General features: G+C 72.5%; 20 protein-coding genes and 1 tRNA gene. 5 read left to right on the plus strand and 16 right to left on the minus strand.

The window, feature by feature from the left end; genetic code table 11:
• Window positions 1–226: 226 nt before the first annotated feature.
• Window positions 227–925 (minus strand): demethylmenaquinone methyltransferase, encoded by a 699-nt coding sequence (locus DEU31_RS12435; RefSeq protein ID WP_010551104.1) that lies wholly within the window; start codon window positions 923–925, stop codon window positions 227–229.
• 158 nt (window positions 926–1,083) lie between these two features.
• Here DEU31_RS12435 and serC point away from each other — a divergent pair, with 158 nt between their 5' ends.
• Window positions 1,084–2,253, plus strand: a complete 1,170-nt coding sequence (serC, locus tag DEU31_RS12440) for a phosphoserine transaminase (protein ID WP_133677403.1) — start codon at window positions 1,084–1,086, stop codon at window positions 2,251–2,253.
• A 300-nt stretch (window positions 2,254–2,553) separates the two neighbouring features.
• Here the strand turns inward: serC and DEU31_RS12445 are convergent, their stop codons facing one another.
• The 12 genes from DEU31_RS12445 to DEU31_RS12500 all read right to left on the minus strand — a co-directional run bounded on the left by DEU31_RS12445 (window position 2,554) and on the right by DEU31_RS12500 (window position 16,656).
• Window positions 2,554–3,003, minus strand: a complete 450-nt coding sequence (locus DEU31_RS12445) for a MarR family transcriptional regulator (protein ID WP_133677404.1) — start codon at window positions 3,001–3,003, stop codon at window positions 2,554–2,556.
• Entirely contained in the window at window positions 3,000–4,520 is a 1,521-nt protein-coding gene (locus DEU31_RS12450) for an NCS2 family permease (RefSeq protein ID WP_133677405.1), read from the minus strand. The genes DEU31_RS12445 and DEU31_RS12450 overlap by 4 nt, the downstream gene beginning before the upstream one ends.
• A gap of 80 nt (window positions 4,521–4,600) precedes the next feature.
• A complete protein-coding gene (gene nagB, locus DEU31_RS12455; protein WP_133677406.1) occupies window positions 4,601–5,398 on the minus strand; it encodes a glucosamine-6-phosphate deaminase in 798 nt (265 codons plus the stop codon).
• A 186-nt stretch (window positions 5,399–5,584) separates the two neighbouring features.
• Window positions 5,585–6,958, minus strand: a complete 1,374-nt coding sequence (locus DEU31_RS12460; RefSeq protein ID WP_010551099.1) for an NAD(P)/FAD-dependent oxidoreductase — start codon at window positions 6,956–6,958, stop codon at window positions 5,585–5,587.
• 78 nt (window positions 6,959–7,036) lie between these two features.
• Complete coding sequence (locus tag DEU31_RS12465; RefSeq protein WP_133677407.1) at window positions 7,037–7,990, minus strand: exopolyphosphatase; 954 nt, start codon at window positions 7,988–7,990, stop codon at window positions 7,037–7,039.
• Window positions 7,987–8,565 carry a DUF501 domain-containing protein gene (locus tag DEU31_RS12470; RefSeq protein WP_133677408.1) on the minus strand — a complete coding sequence of 193 codons (579 nt, stop codon included), beginning with the start codon at window positions 8,563–8,565 and terminating at the stop codon, window positions 7,987–7,989. Before DEU31_RS12470 ends, DEU31_RS12465 begins: the two co-directional genes overlap by 4 nt.
• A complete protein-coding gene (locus DEU31_RS16860) occupies window positions 8,562–9,278 on the minus strand; it encodes a septum formation initiator family protein (RefSeq protein ID WP_166649511.1) in 717 nt (238 codons plus the stop codon). Before DEU31_RS16860 ends, DEU31_RS12470 begins: the two co-directional genes overlap by 4 nt.
• A 68-nt stretch (window positions 9,279–9,346) precedes the next feature.
• Window positions 9,347–10,630, minus strand: a complete 1,284-nt coding sequence (gene eno / locus DEU31_RS12480) for a phosphopyruvate hydratase (RefSeq protein WP_010551095.1) — start codon at window positions 10,628–10,630, stop codon at window positions 9,347–9,349.
• 145 nt (window positions 10,631–10,775) lie between these two features.
• Complete coding sequence (locus tag DEU31_RS12485; RefSeq protein WP_133677409.1) at window positions 10,776–11,555, minus strand: MazG nucleotide pyrophosphohydrolase domain-containing protein; 780 nt, start codon at window positions 11,553–11,555, stop codon at window positions 10,776–10,778.
• A gap of 10 nt (window positions 11,556–11,565) precedes the next feature.
• Window positions 11,566–15,246: a transcription-repair coupling factor gene (gene mfd, locus DEU31_RS12490; protein WP_243733835.1), complete on the minus strand. Its 3,681-nt coding sequence runs from the start codon at window positions 15,244–15,246 to the stop codon at window positions 11,566–11,568.
• Window positions 15,243–15,857, minus strand: coding sequence for an aminoacyl-tRNA hydrolase (gene pth / locus DEU31_RS12495; RefSeq protein ID WP_133677410.1), 615 nt, complete (start codon window positions 15,855–15,857; stop codon window positions 15,243–15,245). Before pth ends, mfd begins: the two co-directional genes overlap by 4 nt.
• Before the next feature lie 157 nt (window positions 15,858–16,014).
• On the minus strand, window positions 16,015–16,656 hold the full coding sequence (locus tag DEU31_RS12500) for a 50S ribosomal protein L25/general stress protein Ctc (RefSeq protein WP_133677411.1): 642 nt from the start codon (window positions 16,654–16,656) through the stop codon (window positions 16,015–16,017).
• A gap of 425 nt (window positions 16,657–17,081) precedes the next feature.
• Between DEU31_RS12500 and DEU31_RS12505 the strand changes: the two genes are divergently transcribed.
• Entirely contained in the window at window positions 17,082–17,645 is a 564-nt protein-coding gene (locus tag DEU31_RS12505) for a hypothetical protein (RefSeq protein WP_243733836.1), read from the plus strand.
• Window positions 17,646–17,774: 129 nt separating this feature from the next.
• Here DEU31_RS12505 and DEU31_RS12510 read toward each other — a convergent pair whose 3' ends face one another.
• The 3 genes from DEU31_RS12510 to DEU31_RS12520 form a co-directional block, all read right to left on the minus strand.
• Entirely contained in the window at window positions 17,775–18,755 is a 981-nt protein-coding gene (locus tag DEU31_RS12510; RefSeq protein ID WP_010551089.1) for a ribose-phosphate diphosphokinase, read from the minus strand.
• A complete protein-coding gene (gene glmU, locus DEU31_RS12515; RefSeq protein ID WP_010551088.1) occupies window positions 18,752–20,260 on the minus strand; it encodes a bifunctional UDP-N-acetylglucosamine diphosphorylase/glucosamine-1-phosphate N-acetyltransferase GlmU in 1,509 nt (502 codons plus the stop codon). Before glmU ends, DEU31_RS12510 begins: the two co-directional genes overlap by 4 nt.
• Before the next feature lie 71 nt (window positions 20,261–20,331).
• Window positions 20,332–20,403: transfer RNA gene (locus DEU31_RS12520), tRNA-Gln, on the minus strand.
• A 179-nt stretch (window positions 20,404–20,582) separates the two neighbouring features.
• Between DEU31_RS12520 and DEU31_RS12525 the strand changes: the two genes are divergently transcribed.
• From DEU31_RS12525 to DEU31_RS12535, 3 genes are all read left to right on the plus strand, one after another.
• On the plus strand, window positions 20,583–21,230 hold the full coding sequence (locus tag DEU31_RS12525) for a TetR/AcrR family transcriptional regulator (RefSeq protein ID WP_126984321.1): 648 nt from the start codon (window positions 20,583–20,585) through the stop codon (window positions 21,228–21,230).
• Window positions 21,231–21,316: 86 nt separating this feature from the next.
• Entirely contained in the window at window positions 21,317–21,853 is a 537-nt protein-coding gene (locus DEU31_RS12530; protein ID WP_133677413.1) for a MarR family winged helix-turn-helix transcriptional regulator, read from the plus strand.
• Between the two features lie 90 nt (window positions 21,854–21,943).
• Window positions 21,944–23,773 (plus strand): ABC-F family ATP-binding cassette domain-containing protein, encoded by a 1,830-nt coding sequence (locus DEU31_RS12535; protein ID WP_133677414.1) that lies wholly within the window; start codon window positions 21,944–21,946, stop codon window positions 23,771–23,773.
• Window positions 23,774–23,825 lie beyond the last annotated feature (52 nt).

Raw genomic sequence — 23,825 nt, forward strand, 5'->3', positions numbered from 1 at the left:
GTCCCAGGTCAGGACCAGTTCCAACCTCTCGACCATGGGCCGATCCGCTGTCCCGATCTCCTGGGCACGAGGAAGAACATTACGGGGGTTCCGAGTCCCCGTCAAGCCAGAACGACCCTTTTCGAGGTGGCCTCGACCACATCGCTCCCCGTCGAGGCGCGCATCGGCCCTAATGCCTATCCTCGCCTCGCCTGTCCGTGCAGGTCAGCTCGAGGATCGAGGGAGGTCAGCGAGCGGGCACCACTCCACGGTGCAGGGCGACGATGCCCCCGCTGAGGTTCCTGTACTGCACCTGCTCGAGGCCGGCCTGTGCGAACCACCCGCGCAGCGCCTCCTGGTCCGGCCAGTCCAGGATCGACTCGGCCAGGTAGTCGTAGGCGTCGGCGCTCGTGGCGACGCGGCGTGCCACGGCCGGCAGCGCACGCAGCAGGTAGTTCTCGTAGACCGCCCGGAAAGGACGCCACGTCGGCGTCGAGAACTCGCACACCACGACGCGGCCGCCCGGGCGCACCACCCGGGACATCTCCGCGAGCGCCAGGCGCGGCTCATGGACGTTGCGCAGGCCGAAGGAGATCACCGCGGCCTCGAAGGAGTCGTCCGCGAAGGGGAGGTGTTGGGCGTCGGCGCCCACGAACGGGACCGGCGCACCTCGTCGGCGGCCCTCGGTCATCATCCCGAGCGAGAAGTCGGCGGCGACCACCTGCGCGCCGGCGCGGGCGATGGCGGCACTCGAGGTGCCGGTGCCGGCGGCGAGGTCCAGGACCTGGTCCCCCGCAGCGATGTCGAGGGACTCGACCATCTTCTCGCGCCACATCCCGACCTGCCCCATCGCGGCGACATCGTTCATCAGGTCGTAGCGGCGGGCGATGCCGTCGAACATCGTCGCGACGTCGTACGGCTGCTTCTCGAGATCGGCACGGCTCATGCCCTGATCCTCGCACGGACCGTGCCCCGGGAGCGCACGTCGGCCCGCACCCCGACGCTCCCCGGACCGAACGAGGCGTCGAAGCAGGTTCCTGGAAGAATGCCCCCGGGCCGCCTCGTCACCGGGCGGCCCGGACCGTCCTCGTGAGGAGAGCTCGAATGACCGCTGCCAGCACCGCTCGCACCGACGCCCTGCGCGCCCTGACCATCCCCTCGGAGCTGCTGCCCTCCGACGGACGCTTCGGCTCCGGTCCCTCCCGGGTACGCGATGCGCAGATGGAGGCGCTCTCCTCGGTGTCCCGCACGGTGATGGGCACCTCCCACCGTCAGGCGCCGGTCAAGCAGGTCGTCGCTCGGGTCCGTCAGGGCCTGGCCGAGCTCTTCTCCCTTCCCGAGGGGTACGAGGTGGTGCTCGGCAACGGAGGCTCCACCGCGTTCTGGGACGTGGCCGCCTACGGGCTGATCGAGAAGCGCTCCCAGCACCTCGTGCTCGGCGAGTTCTCGCAGAAGTTCGCCGCAGAGGCCGCCGGCGCACCGCATCTCGCCGAGCCCGAGGTCATCCGCGCCGAGCCGGGGAGCTGCCCCGCCCCGCGCGTCTCCGAGGACGTGGACGCCTATGCCTGGCCGCACAACGAGACCTCGACCGGCGTGATGGTCCCGGTCGCCCGTCCCGAGGGCGCGCGCGAGGACCAGCTCGTGCTCGTGGACGCGACCTCCGTGGCCGGCGCCGCGCAGGTGGACGTCTCGGCGACGGACGCGTACTACTTCGCCCCGCAGAAGGCCTTCGCCTCCGACGGCGGGCTGTGGCTCGCGATCCTCTCCCCCGCCGCGATCGAGCGCGCGGAGCGGCTCGGCACGGCGGAGGACCGCTGGGTCCCGTCGTTCCTCTCCCTCACGGCCGCGATCGACAACTCCCGCAAGGACCAGACGCTCAACACCCCGGCGGTGGCGACCCTGGTGCTGATGGCCGAGCAGATCGAATGGATGCTCTCCCAGGGCGGTCTCGCCTGGGCGGACTCCCGCACCCGCACGACCAGCGGCATGCTCCAGGCCTGGGCGGAGCGGCGCGGGGAGATCACCCCCTTCGTCGCGGACCCGGCGGCGCGCTCGCAGGTCGTGACCACCCTCGACGTCGACGACTCGATCGACGCCACGGCGATCACCTCCGTGCTGCGGGCCCACGGGATCGTCGACATCGAGCCTTACCGCAAGCTCGGACGCAACCAGCTGCGCATCGCGACCTTCCCGGCCGTGGACGAGCAGGACGTCGCCGCGCTGATCGCGGTCCTGGACCACGTACTCGACCGCTCGGCCGACGCCGTCTCCTGAGCAGCTCGCCGGGCCGGGCGACTGCCGCGCGCTGACCGCTGCGTCGGCCCGCCCGAGCGCGGGGATCACGCGTCCCGCAGACCACGAAGGGCCCCGTCCTCGGACGGGGCCCTTCGTGCGCGCGGCACGTGCAAGCGGGGAGTCGATGCAGGGCCGCGGCGAGGCTCTTCGCGGTGCGGGCGGAGGCGGTGCCGCGCTTCTGCGTCGCCTTGCTTCTGCGTCGCTGTGATCCCAGGGCGGCGCCCCGCTCGCCCGCGACGGCATCCCGGCGCCACCGTCTCTGCGTCCCTCCGCGCCCCGTCAGTCCCGCGGCGGGACCAGCGTGCGCCGCAGCAGGCCTGTCGCCTCGCGCAGGCTCTCCCGCTCCTCGGCGCTGATCCCGTCGAGACGGGAGCGCAGCCAGGCATCCCGCTCCGCGCGGCCGGCCCGCACCAGCTCCCTGCCCCGGTCGGTGAGGGTCACCCGCACCTGCCGGCCGTCCTCGGGGTGGGCGGAGCGGCGGACGAGCCCCGCCTCCTCGAGGCGGCCGAGCACGCGGGTCATCACCGGAGGGCTCACGTGCTCGAAGTCGGCCAGCGTCCCCGGGGTGGACTCCGCCGCCCGGTCCAGGTGCGCGAGCACCGAGAACTGCGAGGCGGAGACCGCGTGCGAGGCGGTGTGCGAGCGCAGGATCCGCGAGGAGACCAGCAGCAGGCGCTGCAGCTCGGCGGCGAGCTCGGCGATCTCGGCCTCCGCCCCGGGATCGGTCACAGCAGCAGGCCCTCGACCGCGCCGCGCAGGAAGTACGCGACGAACATCAGGGCGATCACGTACATCAGCCAGTGGATCGAGCGTGCCTTGCCCCGCACCAGCTTCAGCAGCACGTACATGATGAAGCCGGCGCCCATGCCCACGGTGATCGAGTACGCGAAGGGCATCAGGATGATCGTGAGGAAGGCGGGGATCGCGATCTCGACGTCGGTGAAGTCGATGTCGGTGATCTGGGTCATCATCAGGAAGCCGACCATCACCAGCGCCGGGGTCGCCGCCTCGTAGGGCACCATCCCCACGAGCGGCGAGAGGAAGGTCGAGAGCAGGAACAGCACGCCGACGACCACCGCGGACAGCCCGGTGCGCGCGCCCTCGGCGACGCCGGAGGTGGACTCGACGAAGCTCGTGTTCGAGGAGACGCCGCCCATGCCGCCGGCGATCGCCGCCGCGGAGTCGACCACGAGGATCCGCTGGGAGTGCGGGATGTCGCCCTGCTCGTCGACGAGGTCCGCGCCCGCGGCGACCCCGACCATGGTGCCCATGGTGTCGAAGAAGTCGGCCAGCAGCAGCGAGAAGACGATGACGCTCGCGCCGACCGCTCCCGCGGCGGTGATCCCGCTGATCGGGTCGACGGTCAGCAGCGTGGAGAAGTCGGGCAGCTGGACCGGGAACTCGGAGACGGCCGGGACGTTCATCGCCCACCCGCCCGGATTGCCGGGGCCGTCGGCGCCGGCCGGGGCGAAGGCGCCCAGGTGGAGCACGCGCTCGATCACGATCGACAGCGCGGTCGCGGTGACGATGGCGATGAGGATCGCGCCGGGGACCTTGCGCACCCACAGCACGAACATGAGCAGCAGCCCGGCGACGAACACGAAGGTGGGCCAGCCGGTGAGGGACCCGTCGTTGCCGAGCTGGACCGGGGTGCCGTTCGCGGTCGTCACGAACTTCGCGTTGTACAGGCCCAGGAAGGCGATGAACAGCCCGATGCCGACGGCGATCGCGGTCTTGAGGAAGGCCGGGACGGCGTCGAAGACGGCCTTGCGGAAGCCGCTGAGCACCAGCAGCAGGATGACGACGCCCTCGATGACGACGAGGCCCATGGCGCCGCCCCAGGTCATGCCCGGCAGCGGGACGACGGAGTAGGCGAGATAGGCGTTCAGCCCGAGCCCGGCGGCCAGTGCCAGCGGGAACTTCGCCCACGCCCCCATGAAGATGCTCAGCAGTCCTGCGATGAGCGCGGTGCCGGCGGCGACGGCGGGGAGGTTCGGCTCGGTGCCGCCGCCGAGGTACATCCCGGTCGAGTCCGGGACCGTGCCGATGATCAGGGGGTTCAGCACCACGATGTAGCACATCGAGAAGAAGGTGACGATGCCGCCGCGGATCTCCCGGGGGATCGTCGAGCCGCGTGCGGTGATGTGGAACCAGCGGTCCAAGGCGCCGCGCGGCGCCTCGGGGGCCGTGGTCGCGGCGTCGGGGGCTGTGCGAGAGGAGGAGGGGGAGGGATCGGCCTGCTGCATGAGGGCGATCGTATCGGCCCTGCGCCCACCGGGCCCCTGCCGGGGAGGGTGGTCCCGCCCGGGACCCGGTGGTATCGGTCTCAGTGGGAGCGCGCGGCGCGCTCGGCCTCCTCGAGGCGGCGCTCGTGGCGGTAGTCCTCGTGCAGCTCGAGGCGGGAGGCGGCGGCCTCGTCGGCGACGACGACGACCTCGGGGTGCATCTGCAGCACGGTCGCGGGCCAGCGCGCGCTGATCCCGCCCTCGACGAGCTGGGCGATGGCCGCGGCCTTGTTCTCCCCGGAGGCGACCAGCACGATCCGACGCGCCTCGAGGATGGTCCCCAGGCCCTGGCTGAGGGCCTGGATCGGGACGTCCTCGCGGCTGGCGAAGTAGCGCGAGTTGTCGGCGATGGTCGAGCGTGTCAGGCCCACCACGCGGGTGCGGGAGCCGAGGGAGCTGCCGGGCTCGTTGAAGGCGATGTGGCCGTTGGAGCCGATGCCGAGGATCTGCACGTCCACTCCCCCGGCGTCCCGGATCCGTCCGTCATAGGCCACGGCCTCGGCGTGCGGGTCCTCGGCGGTGCCGTCCGGGGAGCAGACCCTGTCCTCCGGCAGGTCGATGTGGGAGACGAGGTTCTCGCGGATGAAGCGGTGGTAGCTCTGCTCGTGCTCGTCAGGCAGGCCCACGTACTCGTCGAGGAGGAAGGCGCGCGCATCGGCGAAGGAGAGCCCCTCCTCGCGGTGGCGGCGGATCAGCTCCTGGTACGCGGGCAGCGGCGAGGAGCCGGTCGCCAGGCCCAGCACCGGGCCCCGGTCGTCCGCCTGCTCGAGGACGCGCTGGATCTCGTCGGCGACGACGACGCCTCCGGCCGCGGCGTCCTCCACGATGTGGATCTGCATGGTCCTGCCCCTCTCCGGCCGTGCGCCGGATGCTCTGCGCCGCGCCGCTGCCGCGTGCGCGATCGTGCTCGTTTGCGTGACCATCCGAGGATACTCGCTCACACGGGCCTCGAACATGACGACGCCGCCGCCCCCTGAGGGGCGACGGCGTCGTGTCGGGGGACGCTCAGCGGCGTCCCGCGCGGCTCACTTCTTCTTGCCGGAGCTCGCGGCGAGCTCGAAGGCGGCGCGCGGGGTCTCCGCCTGCGGGATGCCGATGATGTCGCGGCGGGAGACGAGGTTGCCCACCCAGCCAGCGGCCACGGAGACCTTCCGGCCGAGGGTCGGCATCGCGTACAGGTGGTACGAGCGGGCCATCGCCCAGGCCGGGAGGCCGCGGATGTCCAGCTCCTTCTCGCCGAGCATCAGGCGGCCGACGCCCTTGTACATGCCGAGGGTCGCGAAGACGCCGAGGTTCTTGTGGTAGTAGTCCACCAGCGGGCGGCCCTGGACGGAGCGCGCGATGTTGTCGGCCAGGCGCTTGGCCTGGCGCACCGCGTGCTGGGCGTTGGGCGGGCAGAACTTGCCCTCGCCCGAGGCGAGGTCCGGCACGGCGGCGCAGTCGCCGGCGGCGAAGACGTCGTCGAAGGGGCCGTCCTCGCCGTTGACGCGCAGGTCGGGCAGGACCTGGACCTTGCCCATGAGCGGGCCGCGCTCGGTGACGATCGGGAGATCGGAGGTCTCCTCGTCGAAGAGCACCGGGTTCGGCTTGACGCCCGCGTTCCACACGAGCAGGTCGGTCTCGAACTCGTCGCCGTCGCTGGTCTTGATCACGCCGTTCTCGGCGGAGTTCAGGAAGGTCTCGAGCTTGACCTCGATGCCGCGCTCGCGCAGCTGGTTCAGCACGTAGGCGCGCTGGTCCTCGGTGAGCTCCGGGAAGATGAAGGGGGCGCCGTCGACGAGCACGAAGCGGATGTCGGAGGCGTGGAGGTCGGGGTAGTAGCGCAGGGCGTCGCGCACCATGTCCTCGGCCTCGGACACGGCCTCGCCGCCGGCGAAGCCGCCGCCGATGAAGGTGAAGGTGAGCAGGCGCTTGCGGAGCTTGGGATCCTTCGTGGTCGCCGCCTCGGCGAGGTTGGCGAGGATGCGGTCGCGGACGGCCGCGGCCTCCTCGACCTGCTTGAAGCCGATCGCGTTCTCGGCGAGGCCGGGGATCGGGAGCAGACGCGGGACGGCGCCGAGGCCCACGACGAGGTAGTCGTAGGAGATCTCGAGCTGCTCGCCCTCCTCGGTGTCGACCACCACGGTGTGCTCGGCGCTGCGGATCGCCGCGACGGAGCCGGTGACGACCTTGGTGCCGGTGAGGATCTTGCGCAGCGGCGCGAGCACGTTGCGGGGATCGATGCTCCCGGCGCCGACCTCGGGGAGGAAGGGCGCGTAGGTCATGTACGGGCGCGGGTCGACGACGGTGATCGCGACCTCCGCTCCGAGCGTCTTGCGCAGCTCGGATGCGGTGGTCATGCCGACGGAACCGCCGCCGAGGATGAGGACATGGGGCTTGCCGCCGAAGGTGTTGGTCATGGACCACAGCCTAGGACCGTATGGTCGCTGAGACAAAAGCACCTCGTCAGGTGGTCACCGCCCCACGCGCGGAGGGTCTCAGGGCACGTGGTCGAGCAGATCCAGCGCCATCCCGTCGAGGATGTCGTGCTCGCTCGTGCGGGTCTCGGTGATGCCGGAGGCTGCGGCGACGCGCTCGACGATGCGCGACCAGATCAGTGCGCCCGCGCCGATGACGTCGATGCGCCCGGGATGGATCACCTGGTGGCGCGACCGTTCCTCGCGGGTCTCCCGCAGCAGCGTCTCGCACAGCGCACGGACCTCGTCGACGGGGAGGGCGGCGCCGTGGGTGACATCGGGACGATAGTCCCGGATCCCGGTGGCGACCGCGGTGACCGTGGTCACGGTCCCGGCGACGCCGACGAGCGAGGCGACCCGCTCCAGCGGGATCGCCTCCGCGGCCTCGTCCAGCAGGGCATCGATGTCCGCCGTGGCGGCGGCGATCTCGTCGGCGGCGGGCGGGTCGGAGCGCAGGTGGCGCTCGGTGAGGCGGACCGATCCCATGTCCAGGCTGATCCGGTGGGTGGGGGCGGTGGTGCCGAGCACCAGCTCGGTGGAGCCGCCGCCGATGTCGACCACCAGCGCGGGTCCGGCGGGCAGGCCCTCGACGGTGCTGACCGCGCCGCGGTAGGACAGCTCCGCCTCCTCCTGGCCGGAGATGACCTCGGGGTCGATGCCGAGGATCGCGCGGATGCCGGAGATGAAGTCCTCGCGGTTGGAGGCGTCGCGGGTCGCGGAGGTGGCCACGAAGCGGACGTCCTCGCGGCGCACGCCGTGGTGCTCCACCAGCGCCTGGTAGCGGCGGGCGGCGTCCAGCGTGCGCTCGACGGCGACGGGGTCGAAGCGTCCGGTGCGGTCCACGCCGAGCCCGAGGCGGACCATCTCCAGGTGCCGCTCGAGGTCGACGAGGCGCCCGGTGGCCTCGTCGCGCCGGGCGATCAGCAGGCGGATCGAGTTGGTGCCGCAGTCGATCGCGGCGACGGGCGCGCTCATCGTCCCTCCTCGCCCTCGTCGGTGCGGTGCTCGTCGGGGTCGGTCCCGGGCTCCTCGTCCTGGCAGCGGCAGACGAGCTCGGGCACGGCGCCGTCGATCATCGCGAGCACCTCGTCGCCGACCGGGTTGACGCCCGGACCCTCGGCGAGGGACTGGCCCGCGAGGGCGTGGAGGCACTTGACGCGCGTGGGCATGCCGCCGGCGCTGACGTGCGCGACCTCCTCCGCCTCGCCGATCTCGGCGCGGCGCGCGAGATAGCGCTCGTGCGCCGCCCGGTACGGGGCGGCGAGCTGCTCGTCGCTCTCGAGGCGCTCGGTGAGCTCGGCCATCAGCCCGGTCGCCTCGAGCCGGGAGAGCTCGAGGGTGAGCCAGGGAAGGGTGAGGTACAGCGAGGTCGGGAACGGGGTGCCGTCCTCGAGGCGCGGCGCGGTGCGCACCACGGCGGGGCGCCCGCAGCCGCAGCGCCGCGCGATCGAGACGACGCCGCGCATGTCGCGGCCGAGCTGGAGGCGCATGATCTCGAGGTCGCTCGGCGAGGCGGGCGTCTCGTGGGGAAGAGGGGCGAGTGAGGTCACTGGTCGTCGTCCTGATCGGTGGTGTCGGCGGGGTCCTCGGCCGGGACGTCCTCGTCGGTCGAGCCGGTCTCGTCGGGGATGTCCTCGGGGGTCAGGCGGCTCGAGCCCTCGACGCTCTCCCAGAGGGTCGAGTACCACTCGCCCTCCTTCGCGGCCTCCTCGGCCTGCTGCGCCTCGGTGAGAGGGACGTCCTGGCCGGAGGTGTCGGTGAGGCGGTACTGGGTCTCCCCCGGCATCGCGAACAGGAGGCGCTCGCGGGCACGGGCGGCGACATAGGTGGGGTCCTCCCACTGCGCGACCTGCTCGCGCAGGTCCTCGACCTCCGCCTCCTGCTGGGCGACCTGGCCCTGCAGGTCGGACAGCTTCTGGCGCTGGGCCACGTAGGAGTTCACCGTCGGCACGAGGGCCGCCAGCGCCACCACGACGAGAGCGACCAGCACGAGGGTGCGGCGCGTGATCGTGATGCCGGGCCCGTCCGGGCCGTCGGCGCGGGACGGGGCGGTGGCGGGGCGGGAGGCGGCGGCGGGGCCCCGGCTGCGGTCGCCGCCGGTGCCGGCGGAGGCGGACTGCCTGGTCCCGCCGGGGCGAGCGGCGCCGCCGCGGCCGGGGGCGGCCGACGGGCGCGAGGTCGAGCGCGCACCGGTGCGACGGGCCCCGGACGCGGCGACCGGGCGCCTCGTCGATCGCGGGGCGCCCGGTCGTCTGCTGCTCATGCGCTAGAGGATACGGCCTCCGCCTGGACGCGCCGCGCGGGAAACGCGGTGCGCCCGGGCGGCGGCGATCACGCCGTGTAGCGCGGGAAGGCGGAGGCGCCGGCGTAGCGGGCGGCCTCGCCGAGCTCCTCCTCGATGCGGAGCAGCTGGTTGTACTTGGCCACGCGCTCGCCGCGGGCGGGGGCGCCCGACTTGATCTGGCCGCAGTTGGTCGCCACGGACAGGTCGGCGATGGTGGTGTCCTCGGTCTCGCCGGAGCGGTGGGACATCATGGCCTTGAAGCCCGCGCGGTGCGCGAGGTCCACGGCGTCGAGGGTCTCGGAGAGCGAGCCGATCTGGTTGACCTTGACCAGCAGCGCGTTGCCGGCGCCCTCGTCGATGCCGCGGCCGAGGCGCTCGGGGTTGGTGACGAAGAGGTCGTCGCCCACGAGCTGCGTCTTGGTGCCGAGGCGCTCGGTGATGGCCTTCCAGCCGTCCCAGTCCTCCTCGTCCAGCGGGTCCTCGATGGAGACCAGCGGGTAGGCGTCGACGAGCTCGGCGTAGTAGTCCACCATCTCGGCGGAGGTCTTCTTGGCGCCCTCGAAGGTGTAGGCGCCGTCCTCGAAGAACTCGGAGGCCGCGACGTCGAGCGCGAGCGCGACATCCTTGCCGGCCTCGAAGCCGGCCTTGCCGATGGCCTCGACGATCAGGTCGAGCGCGGCGCGGTTGGAGTCGAGGTTCGGGGCGAAGCCGCCCTCGTCGCCGAGACCGGTCGCCAGGCCCCGCTCCTTGAGCACGGCCTTCAGCGCGTGGTAGACCTCGGCGCCGACGCGCATGGCCTCGGAGAAGGTCTCCGCGCCGATCGGCGCGATCATGAACTCCTGGATGTCGACGTTGGAGTCCGCGTGGGAGCCGCCGTTGAGGATGTTCATCATCGGGACGGGCAGGATGTGCGCGTTCGGGCCGCCGACGTACTGGTACAGCGGCACGCCCGCGGAGGCCGCGGCGGCGCGCGCCACGGCGAGGGAGACGCCGAGGATGGCGTTCGCGCCGAGGGTGCCCTTGTTCTTGGTGCCGTCGAGATCGAGCATCGCCTGATCGATCGCGCGCTGCTCCTGGACGTCCATGCCGTGGATCGCCGGCAGGATCTCGGTGATCACGGCGTTGACGGCGTCGAGCGTGCCCTTGCCGAGGTAGCGGTCCTTGTCGCCGTCGCGGCGCTCGACGGCCTCGAACTGGCCAGTCGAGGCGCCGGAGGGGACCGCCGCGCGCTCGAACGTGCCGTCGTCGAGCAGGATCTCGACCTCGACGGTGGGGTTGCCGCGGGAGTCGAGGATCTCTCGGGCGAGGAGTGCTTCGATCAGGGCTGCCATGGGCTGTTCCTTCCTTCGGTGATGAAGTTCGAATCGTCCGGTCGGCGCTGACCGTCCGCCCGACAGTCTAGGCCGAGCGACGCCCGCCACGCGCCCCCGTGCCCGCGGTTGCGCCCGGAGGGGCCTACGGAGGAGGAGTACCCGGTCAGGCGCCGGTGCCCTGCTCGAGCTCGCGGACGGTCCTCGCGAGCAGGGCGCGCAGCGCGGTCTCGGGATCGTCGTCCCGGCCCTCGGCGGCCACGACCAGGTCGAGCAGCGCCCGGCCGAGGTCGCCGCCCCAGTCGCCGGCATCCTCGGCCGAGGCCGCGGCGTCGGCCGCCGCGAGGAGCTGCTCGAGCCCGCCGGCCGATCGCGCGCGGTGGACGATCTTCGCCGCGGTCTGCAGGGCGGGCAGCTCGGCGGGGATCCCCTCGGCCCAGCCTCGGGGGCGCGTCGGAGCAGCCCCGGAGCTCTCCAGGTCCTGCCGGTCCTGCTGGACCTGCTGCTTCTCCTGAGCCTTGACGGCGTGCCACTGCGCGATGATCTGATCGACGTCGGCGGGGTCCTCGAGCGCCTGCTCGGGCGCGTCGCCGAAGACGTGCGGGTTGCGCCGCTCCATCTTTGCGACGAAGGAGCGGGCCACGTCGTCCACGTCCCAGGCCGGCTCCTCCTCCTGGCCCATGCGCGCGTGGAAGAGGATCTGGAAGAGCAGGTCGCCGAGCTCGTCGGGCAGCGCCCCGGGGCCGTGGCCGGAGGGGTCGTCGATCACCTCGAGCACCTCGTGGGTCTCCTCGAGGAGGTAGCGGGCGAGCGAGGCGTGGGTCTGCCGGTGGGTCCAGGCGTCGCCGCTCGGCGCCCGCAGCGCCTCCATCACCTCCACGGCCCGCAGCAGGGCGCTGCCGCGCGGTGCGGGATCGGTCGGGTCGGGGCGCTGCGCGGTGCTCACGGGGGCGAGGCTACTTCCTCGCCGGCCCCGACCCCGCCTCCGCCTGCACGACGGGCGCGGAGATCTGCTCGGCCGCGGAGGGCACGAGCACGCGCAGCACCTCGCGCGCCCACTCGAGCAGCGCGTGGTCGCGCAGCTCGGTGCCGCCGAAGCGGGAGGTCATCGGGCGGGGCACGAGCACCTGGCGCAGGGCGGGCTTGAGCAGCGTGCCCGGGTACAGGCGCTTCATCCGCATCGCGACGGAGTCGGCGGGCTCGAGGTGGGCGAAGCGGATCATCTTCCCCTGCGCCTGGACCTCGTCGACCCCTGCGGCACGGGCGTCGATCCGGAAGCGGGCCACGTCCAGCAGCACCTCCACCGGCGCGGGCAGCGGGCCGTAGCGGTCGGCGAGCTCGGCGCGGACCTGCTCGATCTCGGAGACCTCGCGCACCGCGGACAGCTTCGCATAGGCCTCCAGACGCAGACGCTCGGAGCCTATGTAGTCGTGCGGGACGTGCGCGTCCAGCGGCAGCTCGACCCGGATCTCCTTCTCCGGCGCGCTCGCCTCGCCGCGGAAGGCCGCGACGGCCTCCCCGACCATGCGCACGTACAGGTCGAAGCCCACGCCGGCGATGTGCCCGGACTGCTCGCCGCCGAGCAGGTTGCCGGCGCCGCGGATCTCGAGGTCCTTCATCGCCACCTGCATGCCGGCGCCGAGGTCGGTGTTGGTGGCGAGGGTGGTGAGGCGGTCGTGGGCGGTCTCGGTGAGCGGCTTGCCCGCGTTGTAGAGGAAGTAGGCGTAGGCGCGCTCGCTCGAGCGGCCCACGCGCCCGCGCAGCTGGTGCAGCTGCGAGAGCCCGAAGCGGTCCGCGTTCTCGACGATCAGGGTGTTGGCGTTGGCGATGTCCAGGCCCGTCTCGACGATCGTGGTGCACACGAGCACGTCGAAGTCCCGCTCCCAGAAGTCGACGATCACGCGCTCGAGCTGGTGCTCGTTCATCTTGCCGTGGGCGACGGCGACGCGGGCGTCCGGCACCAGCTCGCGCAGGTGCGCGGCGACGCGGTCGATGTCCTCGACCCGGTTGTGGATGTAGAAGACCTGCCCCTCGCGCAGCAGCTCGCGCCGGATCGCGGCGGCGATCTGGCGGTCCTCGTCGGCGCCGACGTAGGTCAGCACCGGATGCCGCTCCTCGGGCGGGGTCGCGAGGATGGACATCTCCCGGATGCCGGTCACGGCCATCTCGAGGGTGCGCGGGATGGGGGTCGCCGACATCGACAGCACGTCCACGTTCGTGCGCAGCGCCTTGAGCGTCTCCTTGTGCTCGACGCCGAAGCGCTGCTCCTCGTCGATGATCAGCAGCCCCAGGTCCTTGAAGCGCACGTTGCCGGTGAGCAGGCGGTGGGTGCCGATCACGATGTCGACGCTCCCCTCGCGCAGCCCCTCGACCGTCGCCTCGGAGTCGGCGGCGGACTGGAAGCGGCTGAGCCCCTTCACGGTCACGGGGAAGCCCGTGTACCGCTCGGAGAAGGTGTCGAGATGCTGCTGGGCCAGCAGCGTCGTCGGGGCGAGCACGGCGACCTGCTTGCCGTCCTGGACGGCCTTGAAGGCGGCGCGCACCGCGATCTCCGTCTTCCCGTAGCCGACGTCGCCGAGGATCAGGCGGTCCATCGGGACCGGCTTCTCCATGTCCTTCTTGACGTCCTCGATGGTGGAGAGCTGGTCCGGGGTCTCGACGAACTCGAAGGAGTCCTCGAGCTCCCGCTGCCAGGGGGTGTCGGGGCCGAAGGCGTGGCCGGGCGCGGACTGCCGGGCGGAGTACAGGCGCACCAGCTCGTCGGCGATCTCGCGGATCGCCTTGCGGGCCTTCGACTTGGTCTTCGCCCAGTCGGCGCCGCCCATGCGGTTGACGGACGGCTCCTCGCCGCCGACGTACTTGGTGACCTGGTCGAGCTGGTCGGAGGGGACGTAGAGCCGGTCGCCGGGCTGGCCCTTCTTCGAGGCCGCGTACTCGATGACGAGGTACTCGCGGGTGGTGCGCTTCGCGCCGGTGCCGACGGTGCGGCTGGTCATCTCCACGAAGCGGCCCACGCCGTGGTGGGCGTGGACGACGTGGTCGCCGGGCCGCAGCTGGAGCGGGTCGACGACGTTGCGGCGGCGGGAGGGCATCCTCCGCTCCTCGCCGCGGCGCGCCCCGGACTTGCCGGTGAGGTCGCGCTCGGAGGCGAGGACCAGCTTCAGGTCCTCGGCGACGAGCCCCTCGGCGAAGGGGCCGACGGTGACGACGGCCTCGCCGGGCTCGACGGGTCCCTCGAGCCGCTCGGCGAAGACGGCCGCCATGCCCTCGCCGCGGAGGTTCTCGGCGGCGTGGCGGGCCCCGCCCGTGCCGGCCATGGTCGCGAGGACGGACCAGCCGTCGGCGCGGCGGCGCTCGAGGTCCTTCGCGGCGTCGGCGGGCTTGCCGGAGTAACCGGGGTGGGTGGACGTGCCGGAGGTGGTCAGGTCGAGGTCGGCGTCGAGGCCGAAGGCGGCCAGGGTGAACCAGGCGCGGCCGCCCTCGAGGGCGTGGCCCTTCGCCTCCGACAGGGGCACGAAGCTCGCCGCCCCCACGTCGATCGGGAGTCCGCCGCCGGCGGCGGCGCTGGACCAGGCCGCGGCGAGGAACTCGTCGGTCGTGGCGACGAGCTCCTCGGAGCGGGCGCGCGCCTTCTCCGGGTCGACGACGAGGAAGCGGGCGCCGGCGGGGAGCACGTCGGCGACCTGCTCCATGCCGTCCACGAGGACGGGGCTGAGGGATTCCATGCCGTCGGCGGCGATGCCGTCGGCGATGCGCAGCAGCAGGTCGCGCACACCGGGCAGCTCCTCGGCGCGGGCGCGGGCGCGCTCGCGCACCGAGGGGGTCAGCAGGATCTCGCGGCAGGGCGGGGCGTCGAGCCCGTGCGGGACGGGATCGAGCGAGCGCTGGTCGGCGACGGCGAAGTACCGCACGTCGTCGATCTCGTCCCCGAAGAGGTCCACGCGCACGGGATGCGGCTCGGTGGGCGGGAAGACGTCCAGGATCCCGCCGCGCACCGCGAACTCGCCGCGCTTCTCGACCATGTCCACGCGCACGTAGGCGGCGTCGACGAGCTCCTGCTCCAGGTCCTCGAGGGGGTGCTCCTCCCCCACCAGCGCCCGAACGGGACGGAGGTCGCCGAGGCCGGTCGCGATCGGCTGGAGCAGGGAGCGCACGGGCATCAGCAGCACGTGCACCGGGTCCTCGGTCTCCGGATGGGCGATGCGGCGCAGGGTCTTCAAGCGCTTGGCGACGGTGTCGGCGCGCGGGGAGAGCCGCTCATGGGGCAGGGTCTCCCAGGCGGGCAGCTCGGCGACGTGCGCGGTGCCGACGAGGACGCTCAGCGCCGCCCGGAGATCCTCGGCGGCGCGGGTGGTGGAGGTGACCACGACCAGCGGCGACTCGGCGCTCGCGCGTCGTGCGAGGTCCGCGACGGCGAAGGGGAACAGCGCGGTCGCGGCGACGATGTCCCCGCCCGGGCCACGGTCCTCGTCCGCGCCGGCGGACTCGACGAGCTCGCGGATCGCGGTGAGGTCGGCGCCCTCGGCGAGGCGCGCGAGCAGCGGGGCGAGCGGCGGGGCGGACCGCTCGCCGCCCACGGCATCGGGGCCTGCGCCGGCGGCCCGGCCGGTGCGTGCGGCGTCGATCGGTGCGGTCATCGGCCCTCCCGGGAGTGGAAGCGCTGCTGAGCGGCGGTGAGGCCCTCGAGGACGACGGCCTCGACGGCGTCGGCGGCGTCCGAGATCAGCAGCTCGAGCGTGCGGCGCTCGGTGGAGGTGAAGGGGGCGAGCACGTGATCGGCGGTGTCGCGGCCGCCCGGAGGCCGGCCCACCCCGACGCGGACGCGCAGGTAGTCCTTGGTTCCCAGCGCCTTGGAGATGTCGCGCAGGCCGTTGTGGCCGCCCTCGCCACCGCCGCGCTTCAGGCGCACCGCGTCGAAGGGGATGTCGACCTCGTCGTGGACGACGACGACCTGCTCGGGGTCGATGCCGTAGTACGCGGCCAGCGCCTTCACCGGACCGCCGGAGACGTTCATGTAGGTGGTGGTCTTCGCGAGGATCACCCGCTCGCCGGCGCCGGGGGCGCCGAGGCGGCCCTCCAGCACGACGGCCTGCGCCCGCTTGGCGGCGGCGAATCGCCCGCCGGCGGCGTCGGCGATGTGGTCCAGGACCATCTGGCCGATGTTGTGCCTGGTCGCGGCGTACTTCGGGCCGGGGTTGCCCAGGCCCACCACCAGATACGGCCCGGGGCGGCGCTCGCTCACGGTCATGATGCTCCTCGTTCTCACCGGTGCGCGGCGGCGCACGACCCCGGACACCGTACCGGGGCGCCGCGCGATGCGCGACGCCCCGGCAGGCGGTGTGTGAGCAACGGAGCGGGACGGGGAGCCGACGGGCGTCCTGCCCGCGCTCCCCGTCCCGGAGGGGTCACTCCTCCTCGGAGCCCTCGGAGGACTCGGCGCCCTCGGCCTCGGTCTCGCTCTCGGCGCCCTCGGCGTCCTCGTCGACGACCGGCTCGAGGTCCTCCTCGGCCACGTGCGGCACCATGACGGAGACCACGAGGATCTCGGCGTCGGTGACGAGCTCGGCGTCGCCCGGGAGGACGACGTCGCCGGCGAAGAGCTGGTAGCCCTCCTCCTTGCCCTCGACGTCGATCTCGATCTGCTCGGGGACCTTGAGCGCGTCGACCGAGAGGGTCAGCGACTGCAGGTCGACCATCGCGACCGCGGGGGACACGGCCTCACCGGCCAGTACGACGGGGATGTCGACCTCGACCTTCTCGCCCTTCTTGACGATGATCAGATCGAGGTGGTTCAGCGAGCGCTTGAGCGGGTGGCGCTGGATCTCCTTGATCAGGGCCAGGTGGGAGGTGCCGTCGGCGAGCTGCAGCTCGAGGAGGGCGTTGGGGTTGCGGGCCGCGAGCGCGGTCTCGTGACCGGGCAGCGACAGGTGCAGCGGGGCCTCGCCGTGGCCGTACAGGACGGCGGGGACGCGGCTCTCGGCGCGCAGACGGCGGGCAGCGCCCTTGCCGAAGTCCTCGCGCAGTTCGACGTTCAGCTTCTCAGCCATGGTGGTGCTCCTCGTGGATGCGGGGCTCGACGATGAGCGACGCCACGGGGCACAGGGAGGGCACGCCTCCCGGAGATCCGCACCGCGTCGATCACGGAGGGGCAGGACCCCTCCCTCGCCGAAGTGACGCGCAGACACTACCACGCAGTCGTCCCCCCGGCGCCGGGGAATCGGGCGGACGTGAGCGGCGCCGCACGAGGAGGAGACCCAGCACCGCGCCGCCCCACCCCGACCTCCACCCGTCCCGCTCCCCGACGGGACCTACGTCCCTGCAGGTCAGGAGGACGAATAGGTGACCTTGGTCCTCGCGCGGACCGGCCGGTCGGACCTACCGTTGTTCTTGTCAGGACGACACCGCTGACATGGACATCATCGACATCACCGAGATCCGGCACCGACCGGGTCGACACCGAAAGGCACCTGCCGTGAGCGCCACCGCCGCCACCCCCGCCGCTGCGACTCCCGCCCGCCCCGCCGCCGAGCTGACCGCCACGCGGAAGGCCGGCTGGGGCTACACGCTCCTGGGCGTGACGCGCCTGATGGTCGGCTTCACCTTCCTGTGGGCCTTCCTGGACAAGACCTTCGGCCTCGGCTTCGCGACCCCGCCAGAGGGCGCCTGGCTGAACGGCGGCTCCCCCACCGCGGGCTTCCTCGGCGGCTCGATCGAGGGCGGCAACCCCTTCGCGGACGTGTGGAGCGTCTTCCTCTCGATCAACCCGCTCACGGACGTGCTGTTCATGCTCGGCCTGCTCGGCGTGGGCCTGGCGTTCATGCTCGGCATCGGCACCCGCGTCGCCGCCGTCTCGGCCGCCGCGATGTACACGCTCATGTACCTCGCCGCGTTCCCGATGTCGACCAATCCGCTCTACGACACCCACCTGCTGCTCGCGGTCGCCGTCCTCGCGATGGCGGGCCTGGCCGCCGGTGACCACATCGGCCTCGGCAGGCAGTGGAGCCGCCTCGTCAAGGGCAACCGGTTCCTGATCTGAGCCCCGGCACCACCCCGCCGCACGACGAAGCGGCCCCGTTCCCCGGTGGGAACGGGGCCGCTTCCCCGTCGGCCGCGTGCGGCGCGGGGCGTCGCGCCCGCAGGAAAAGCCGGCCCGGACCGCGTCGGCTCAGACCTCGCCGTCGAAGAGGCTCGTCACCGAGCCGTCGTCGAACACGGCGCGGATCGCCCGCGCCAGGAGCGGGGCGATGGAGAGCTGGGTGAGGCGGTCGAACTGCTTCTCCGGCGGGACCGGGAGGGTGTTCGTGCACACGACCTCGCGCACCTGGGAGTTCTTCAGCCGCTCGGTCGCCGGGTCCGAGAGGATCGGGTGGGTGGTGGCGATGACGACGGAGGCGGCGCCGTTGGCGATCAGCGCGTCGGAGGCCTGGACGATGGTGCCGGCGGTGTCGATCATGTCGTCGACGAGGATGCAGGTCTTCCCCGTGACGTCGCCGATCACGCGCTTGGCGACGGCCTGGTTGGGGCGCGTCGTGTCGCGGGTCTTGTGGATGAAGGCGAGGTTCACGCCGCCGAGCCGCTTGGACCACTGCTCCGCGACGCGGATCCGGCCGGCGTCCGGGGAGACCACGGCGATGTCCTCCTCGCCGTACTTCCTCTGCACGTAGTCGGCGAGGATCGGCAGCGCCATCAGGTGGTCCAGCGGCCGGTTGAAGTAGCCCTGCACCTGCGGGGCGTGGAGGTCCACGGAGATCATGCGGTCCACGCCGGCGGTCTCGTAGAGGTCCGCCATGAGGCGGGCGGAGATCGGCTCGCGGCCGCGGTGCTTCTTGTCCTGGCGGGCGTAGGGGAAGCTCGGCGCGATGGCGGTGATGCGCTTGGCGGAGGCGCGCTTGAGCGCGTCGATCATGATGAGGTGCTCCATCACCCAGGTGTTGATGGGAGCGGGGTGGGACTGGAGCACGAAGACGTCGGTGCCGCGCACGGACTCGCCGTAGCGCACGTAGATCTCCCCGTTGGCGAAGTCCCAGGCGTCCATGGGGAGGACCTCGACGCCGAGCTCCTCGGCGACCTCCTGGGCGAGCACCGGGTGGGCCCGTCCTGAGGCGAGGACCAGTCGCTTCTCCCCGGTGGTGACGATTCCGCTCATCGCTGCTCGTGCTCCTTGTGCTCCTCGGCGGCAGTTCCTGCGGGCGTCTGTGCCGCGGACCCCTGCTCGGCGTCGAGGGCGGCCCGGGCCGCGCTCTCGGCCGGGGTCCCCGCACGGCGTCGCAGGGTCCATCCTTCCATGTTCCGCTGCGAGACAGCGTTCACGCCCAGCGCTCCGGCGGGGACGTCCTTGCGCACGGTGGTGCCGGCGCCGGTCGCGGCGCCGTCGCCGATCGTGACCGGGGCGACGAGCACGTTGTCCGAGCCCACGCGCACGTGGCGGCCGACGGTGGTGCGGTGCTTGTTCACCCCGTCGTAGTTCGCCACGATCGTGCCGGCGCCGATGTTGGTGCCCTCGCCGATCTCGGCGTCGCCGACGTAGCTGAGGTGGGGCACCTTCGCGCCCTCGCCGATCACCGCGTTCTTCGTCTCGACGAAGCCGCCGATCTTGCCCTTCGCGCCGAGGTCCGTGCCGGCGCGCAGGTAGGAGAAGGGGCCGACGGTCGCGCCCTCGCCGATCACGGCGAGCAGCGCGTGGGAGCGGACCACCTCGGCGCCGGCGCCGACCTCGGTGTCGCGCAGGGTGGTGTCCGGGCCGATCACGGCCTCGGCGCCGATGTCGCTGGCGCCGTGCAGCTGGACGCCGGGGAGGATCGTCGCATCCTGGCCGATGGTGACGTCGGCGTCGATCCAGGTGGTGGCGGGGTCGACGATCGTGACGCCGGCGCGCATGTGGCGCTCGAGGATGCGGCGGTTCATCTCGGCGCCGAGCTGGGCGAGCTGGACGCGGTCGTTGACGCCCTCGACCATCATCACGTCCTCGGTGACCACGGCCCGCACGGAGCGGCCGTCGGCCCGCGCGATCGAGAGGACGTCGGTGAGGTACATCTCGCCCTGGGCGTTGTCCGTCGTGATGCGGCCGAGCGCGTCGCGCAGCACGGCGAGGTCGAAGGCGTAGATGCCGGAGTTGATCTCGTCGATCGCGCGCTGCTCGTCGGTCGCGTCCTTGTGCTCGACGATGCCGAGCACCTCGGAGCCGTCCTCGCTGCGCAGGATGCGGCCGTAGCCGGCGGGGTCCGGGACGCGGGCGCTGAGCACGGTGACGGCGGCGCCCTCGGCCTCGTGGGCGGCGACCAGCTCGCGCAGCGTCGCGGGGTCCAGCAGCGGCACGTCGCCGTAGGTCACCAGCACGGTGCCCTCGCCCGCGGCGACCTGCTCGAGGCCGCACTGGACGGCGCGGCCGGTGCCGGGGATCTCGTCCTGGTCGGCGACCCGCACCTCGGAGGCGTGCTCGGCGAGGTGCTCGGCGACGCGCTCGCGCTCGTGGCGCAGCACGACGACGAGCTCGCCGGGGCCGGTGCCCTCGGCGGCGGTGAGCGCGTGCACGAGGAGCGAGCGACCGCCGATCTCGTGGAGCACCTTGGGGGTGCGGGACTTCATGCGGGTCCCGGCGCCGGCGGCCAGGACGATGACGGCGGCGGGTGCGGTGGTCTCGGCAGTGGCCACGTCGGCAGCTCCTAGAGATCGAGGGTGGGATCGACGGGTGTCGGCCGCGCCGCCCCGGAGGACGGTGAGCGTTCCGCCATCAGGACTCGAACCTGAAACTTCAGAACCAAAATCTGAGGTGTTGCCGATTACACCATGGCGGAGCGCGCCCGTCGCGGAGCGCCTGCGAGCAGGCGCGGGGCACCGCCGGACGGGGCCGACGGGCGCACGGACGCGGGGCGATCCTACCGCCCGGGCGCCCCCGGCCAGCGCCCGTCGACGCGCTCGGGGGCTCCGCTGACCCGCCGGTCACCGTGCGGTCGCCGTGTGGGAGACTCGCCGCATGGCGGAGAACGGGGCCCCTCGCGGTCGGTCGACCCGGATGACGGGCAAGGAGCGGCGGGAGCAGCTCGTGCTCGTCGGCCGGCGGGTGTTCGCCGAGAAGGGCTTCGACATGACCGCGGTCGAGGAGATCGCCTCGCGTGCGAAGGTCTCCAAGCCGATCGTCTACGAGCACTTCGGCGGCAAGGAGGGCCTGTACGCGGTCGTCGTGGACCGCGAGGTCTCCACCCTGCTCACCGCGCTCGAGGAGTCCCTCTCCGATCAGCGCGCCCATCCGCGGATGCTGATGGAGCGCGCGGCGCTGGCCTTCCTCGCCTACATCGACGAGAACGAGGACGGCTTCCGGATCCTCGTGCGCGACTCCCCCGTCAGCCATTCCGTGGGGACCTTCTCCTCCCTGCTCACGGACGTCTCGCGCCGCGTCGAGGTGATCCTGGCGAGGCAGCTGCGGCTGCACTCGTACCCGATCAAGGACGCCGCGCTGTACGCGCAGATGCTGGTGGGCATGGTCGCGTACACCGGCCAGTGGTGGCTCGAAACCCGCAAGCCCTCGAAGGAGGTCGTCGCCGCGCGGATGGTGAACCTCTCCTGGTTCGGGCTGAGCTCGCTGGAGAAGAAGCCCGAGCTGCGCGGGGAGACGAAGGGCTGAGCTGCGCGGCCTGAGCAGCACGTCGCCCGCGTCGCCCGCGTCACCCATGTCGACCGCGGCCCGGACCGAGAACCTAGACTCGCCCCATGCCCACCACGCCTGCGCACGACGCCGCGCCGCCCCATGACGAGGTCGACCGCATCCTCGCGGGCTGGGAGCTCGCGCGCGAGGACCTCGACGTCTCGCCGCTCGCGGTCCTCTCCCGCGTCTCGCGACTGACCCGCTATCTCGAGATCGCCCGGCGCGAGGCCTTCTCCGAGGCCGGGCTCGAAGGCTGGGAGTTCGACATGCTCTCCGCCCTGCGCCGCAGCGGCGAGGACGCCCTCTCCCCCGGCGCGCTCATGCACGAGACGCTCGTGACCAGCGGCACCATGACCACCCGCATCGACAAGCTGGTCACCCGCGGCCTGGTCTCGAAGAACCGCAGCCCGCACGACGGCCGAGCGGTCGAGGTGCGGCTGCGTCCCGACGGCGTGGCCCGTGTCGACGCCGCGATGGAGCGCCTGCTCGAGGCGGAGCGGGAGCTGCTCGGCCCGCTCGCCGCGGCCGAGCAGGCGGAGCTCGCGGGCATGCTACGCACCCTGCTGCTCACCTTCGAGTCCGACGACCCCCTCGGAGGCTGAGGCCGGCGCACGGCGCCCGGTGAGCGTCCGCTCCCGCGCCGCCCGGCACCCTCCGACCCCGCTCCCCGTCCCCAGGAGGACCCCACCCGCATGGCTCATCTGCTCGGTACCCAGTCCCTCCACGTCGCGCTGCCCGATCGCGTGCTGCTCGACGACGTCACCGTCGGCATCGACGAGGGCGACCGTATCGGCGTCGTCGGCCGCAACGGAGACGGAAAGTCGACGCTGCTGCGCCTGCTCGCCCGCGCGCAGGAGCCCGACGAGGGACGCGTGACGGTGCGGGGCGGGGTGCGCGTCGGCGTGCTGACCCAGCAGGACGAGGCGACGGTCGGGGCGAGCGTCCGCGACCGCGTGGTGGGCGACCGGCCCGAGTACGAATGGGCCTCCGACGCGCGGATCCGCGACGTGCTCGCGGGTCTGCTCGGCGGCATCGATCTCGATGCACCGCTCACGGACCTCTCGGGCGGGCAGCTGCGCCGCGTGCATCTGGCGGAGCTGCTGGTCGGCGACTGGGACGTGCTGCTGCTGGACGAGCCGACGAACCATCTCGACGTCGAGGGCATCGCCTGGCTCGCCGAGCACCTGCGGCGGCGCTGGAGCGCGAAGGACGGCGGGCTCGTGGTGATCACGCACGATCGCTGGTTCCTCGACGCGGTGTGCACCCGGATGTGGGAGGTGCACGACGGGATCGTCGAGCCCTTCGAGGGCGGCTACGCCGCCTACGTCCTCCAGCGGGTCGAGCGCGACCGACAGGCCGCCGCGATCGAGTCGAAGCGGCAGAACCTGATGCGCAAGGAGCTCGCGTGGCTGCGCCGTGGGGCCCCGGCGCGGACCTCGAAGCCGAAGTTCCGCATCGACGCGGCGAACGAGCTCATCGCCGGCGAGCCACCCGTGCGCGACACGGTCGCACTGACCCAGCTGGCGACCTCGCGGCTGGGCCGCGACGTGATCGACGTGCTCGACGTCGACGCCGGCTACGGCGGCACGACCGTGCTGGAGGACGTGACCCTGCACATCGGCCCGGCGGACCGGATCGGGATCCTCGGCCCGAACGGGGCCGGGAAGTCGACGCTGCTCGCGCTGATCACCGGGGACCTCGAGCCGCTCGCCGGACGGGTCAAGCGCGGCAAGACGGTGACCGTGCGGCAGGTGTCCCAGCGGCTCGAGGGGCTGCAGGAGCATCTGGACTCCCGGGTCAGCGATGTCGTGGGGCGATACCGCACCACGTTCACGGCCGGCAAGGACGAGGTCTCCCCCGGTCAGCTGCTCGAGCGCCTGGGCTTCACCGCGGCGCATCAGAAGGTGCAGGTCAAGGCGCTCTCGGGTGGTCAGCAGCGTCGCCTGGACCTGCTGCTGACGCTGCTCGAGGAGCCGAACGTGCTGGTCCTGGACGAGCCGACCAACGACATGGACACGGACATGCTCGCGGCGATGGAGGACCTGCTGGACACCTGGCCCGGCCCGCTGCTGGTGGTCTCGCACGACCGCTACCTGCTCGAGCGCATCACGGACACGCAGTACGCGGTGCTGGACGGCACGGTGCGGCACGTGCCGGGCGGTGTGGAGCAGTATCTCGCGCTGCGCGCCGCGAGCGAGGAGGCCGCGGCGGGTTCGGCCTCGAGCAGGGCGACCGGCGCGGGCTCCTCCGGCGCTGCCGGCTCCGGGTCCGGCGGCAGCTCCGCGGTTGCCCCTGCCCTCTCCGGCGCCGAGGCGCATGCGGCGCAGAAGGAGCTCGGCGCGATCGAGCGGCGGATGCAGAAGCTCGAGAAGCAGACGGAGTCCCTGCACGCGAAGCTCGCCGGGCACGACCAGTCGGACTACCAGGGGCTGCAGGAGATCACCGCACAGCTGCAGGAGGTCGAGCGGGAGAACGAGGAGCTCGAGGAGCGCTGGCTGGAGCTGTCCGAGCAGCTCGGCTGAGCGTCGACGCCCGGCTGAGGTCGGCCGGTGCACGGCACTCGGGATCCGCGAT

The sequence above is a fragment of the Brachybacterium sp. AG952 genome (assembly GCF_004362645.1).
Taxonomy (GTDB): Bacteria; Actinomycetota; Actinomycetes; order Actinomycetales; family Dermabacteraceae; genus Brachybacterium; species Brachybacterium conglomeratum.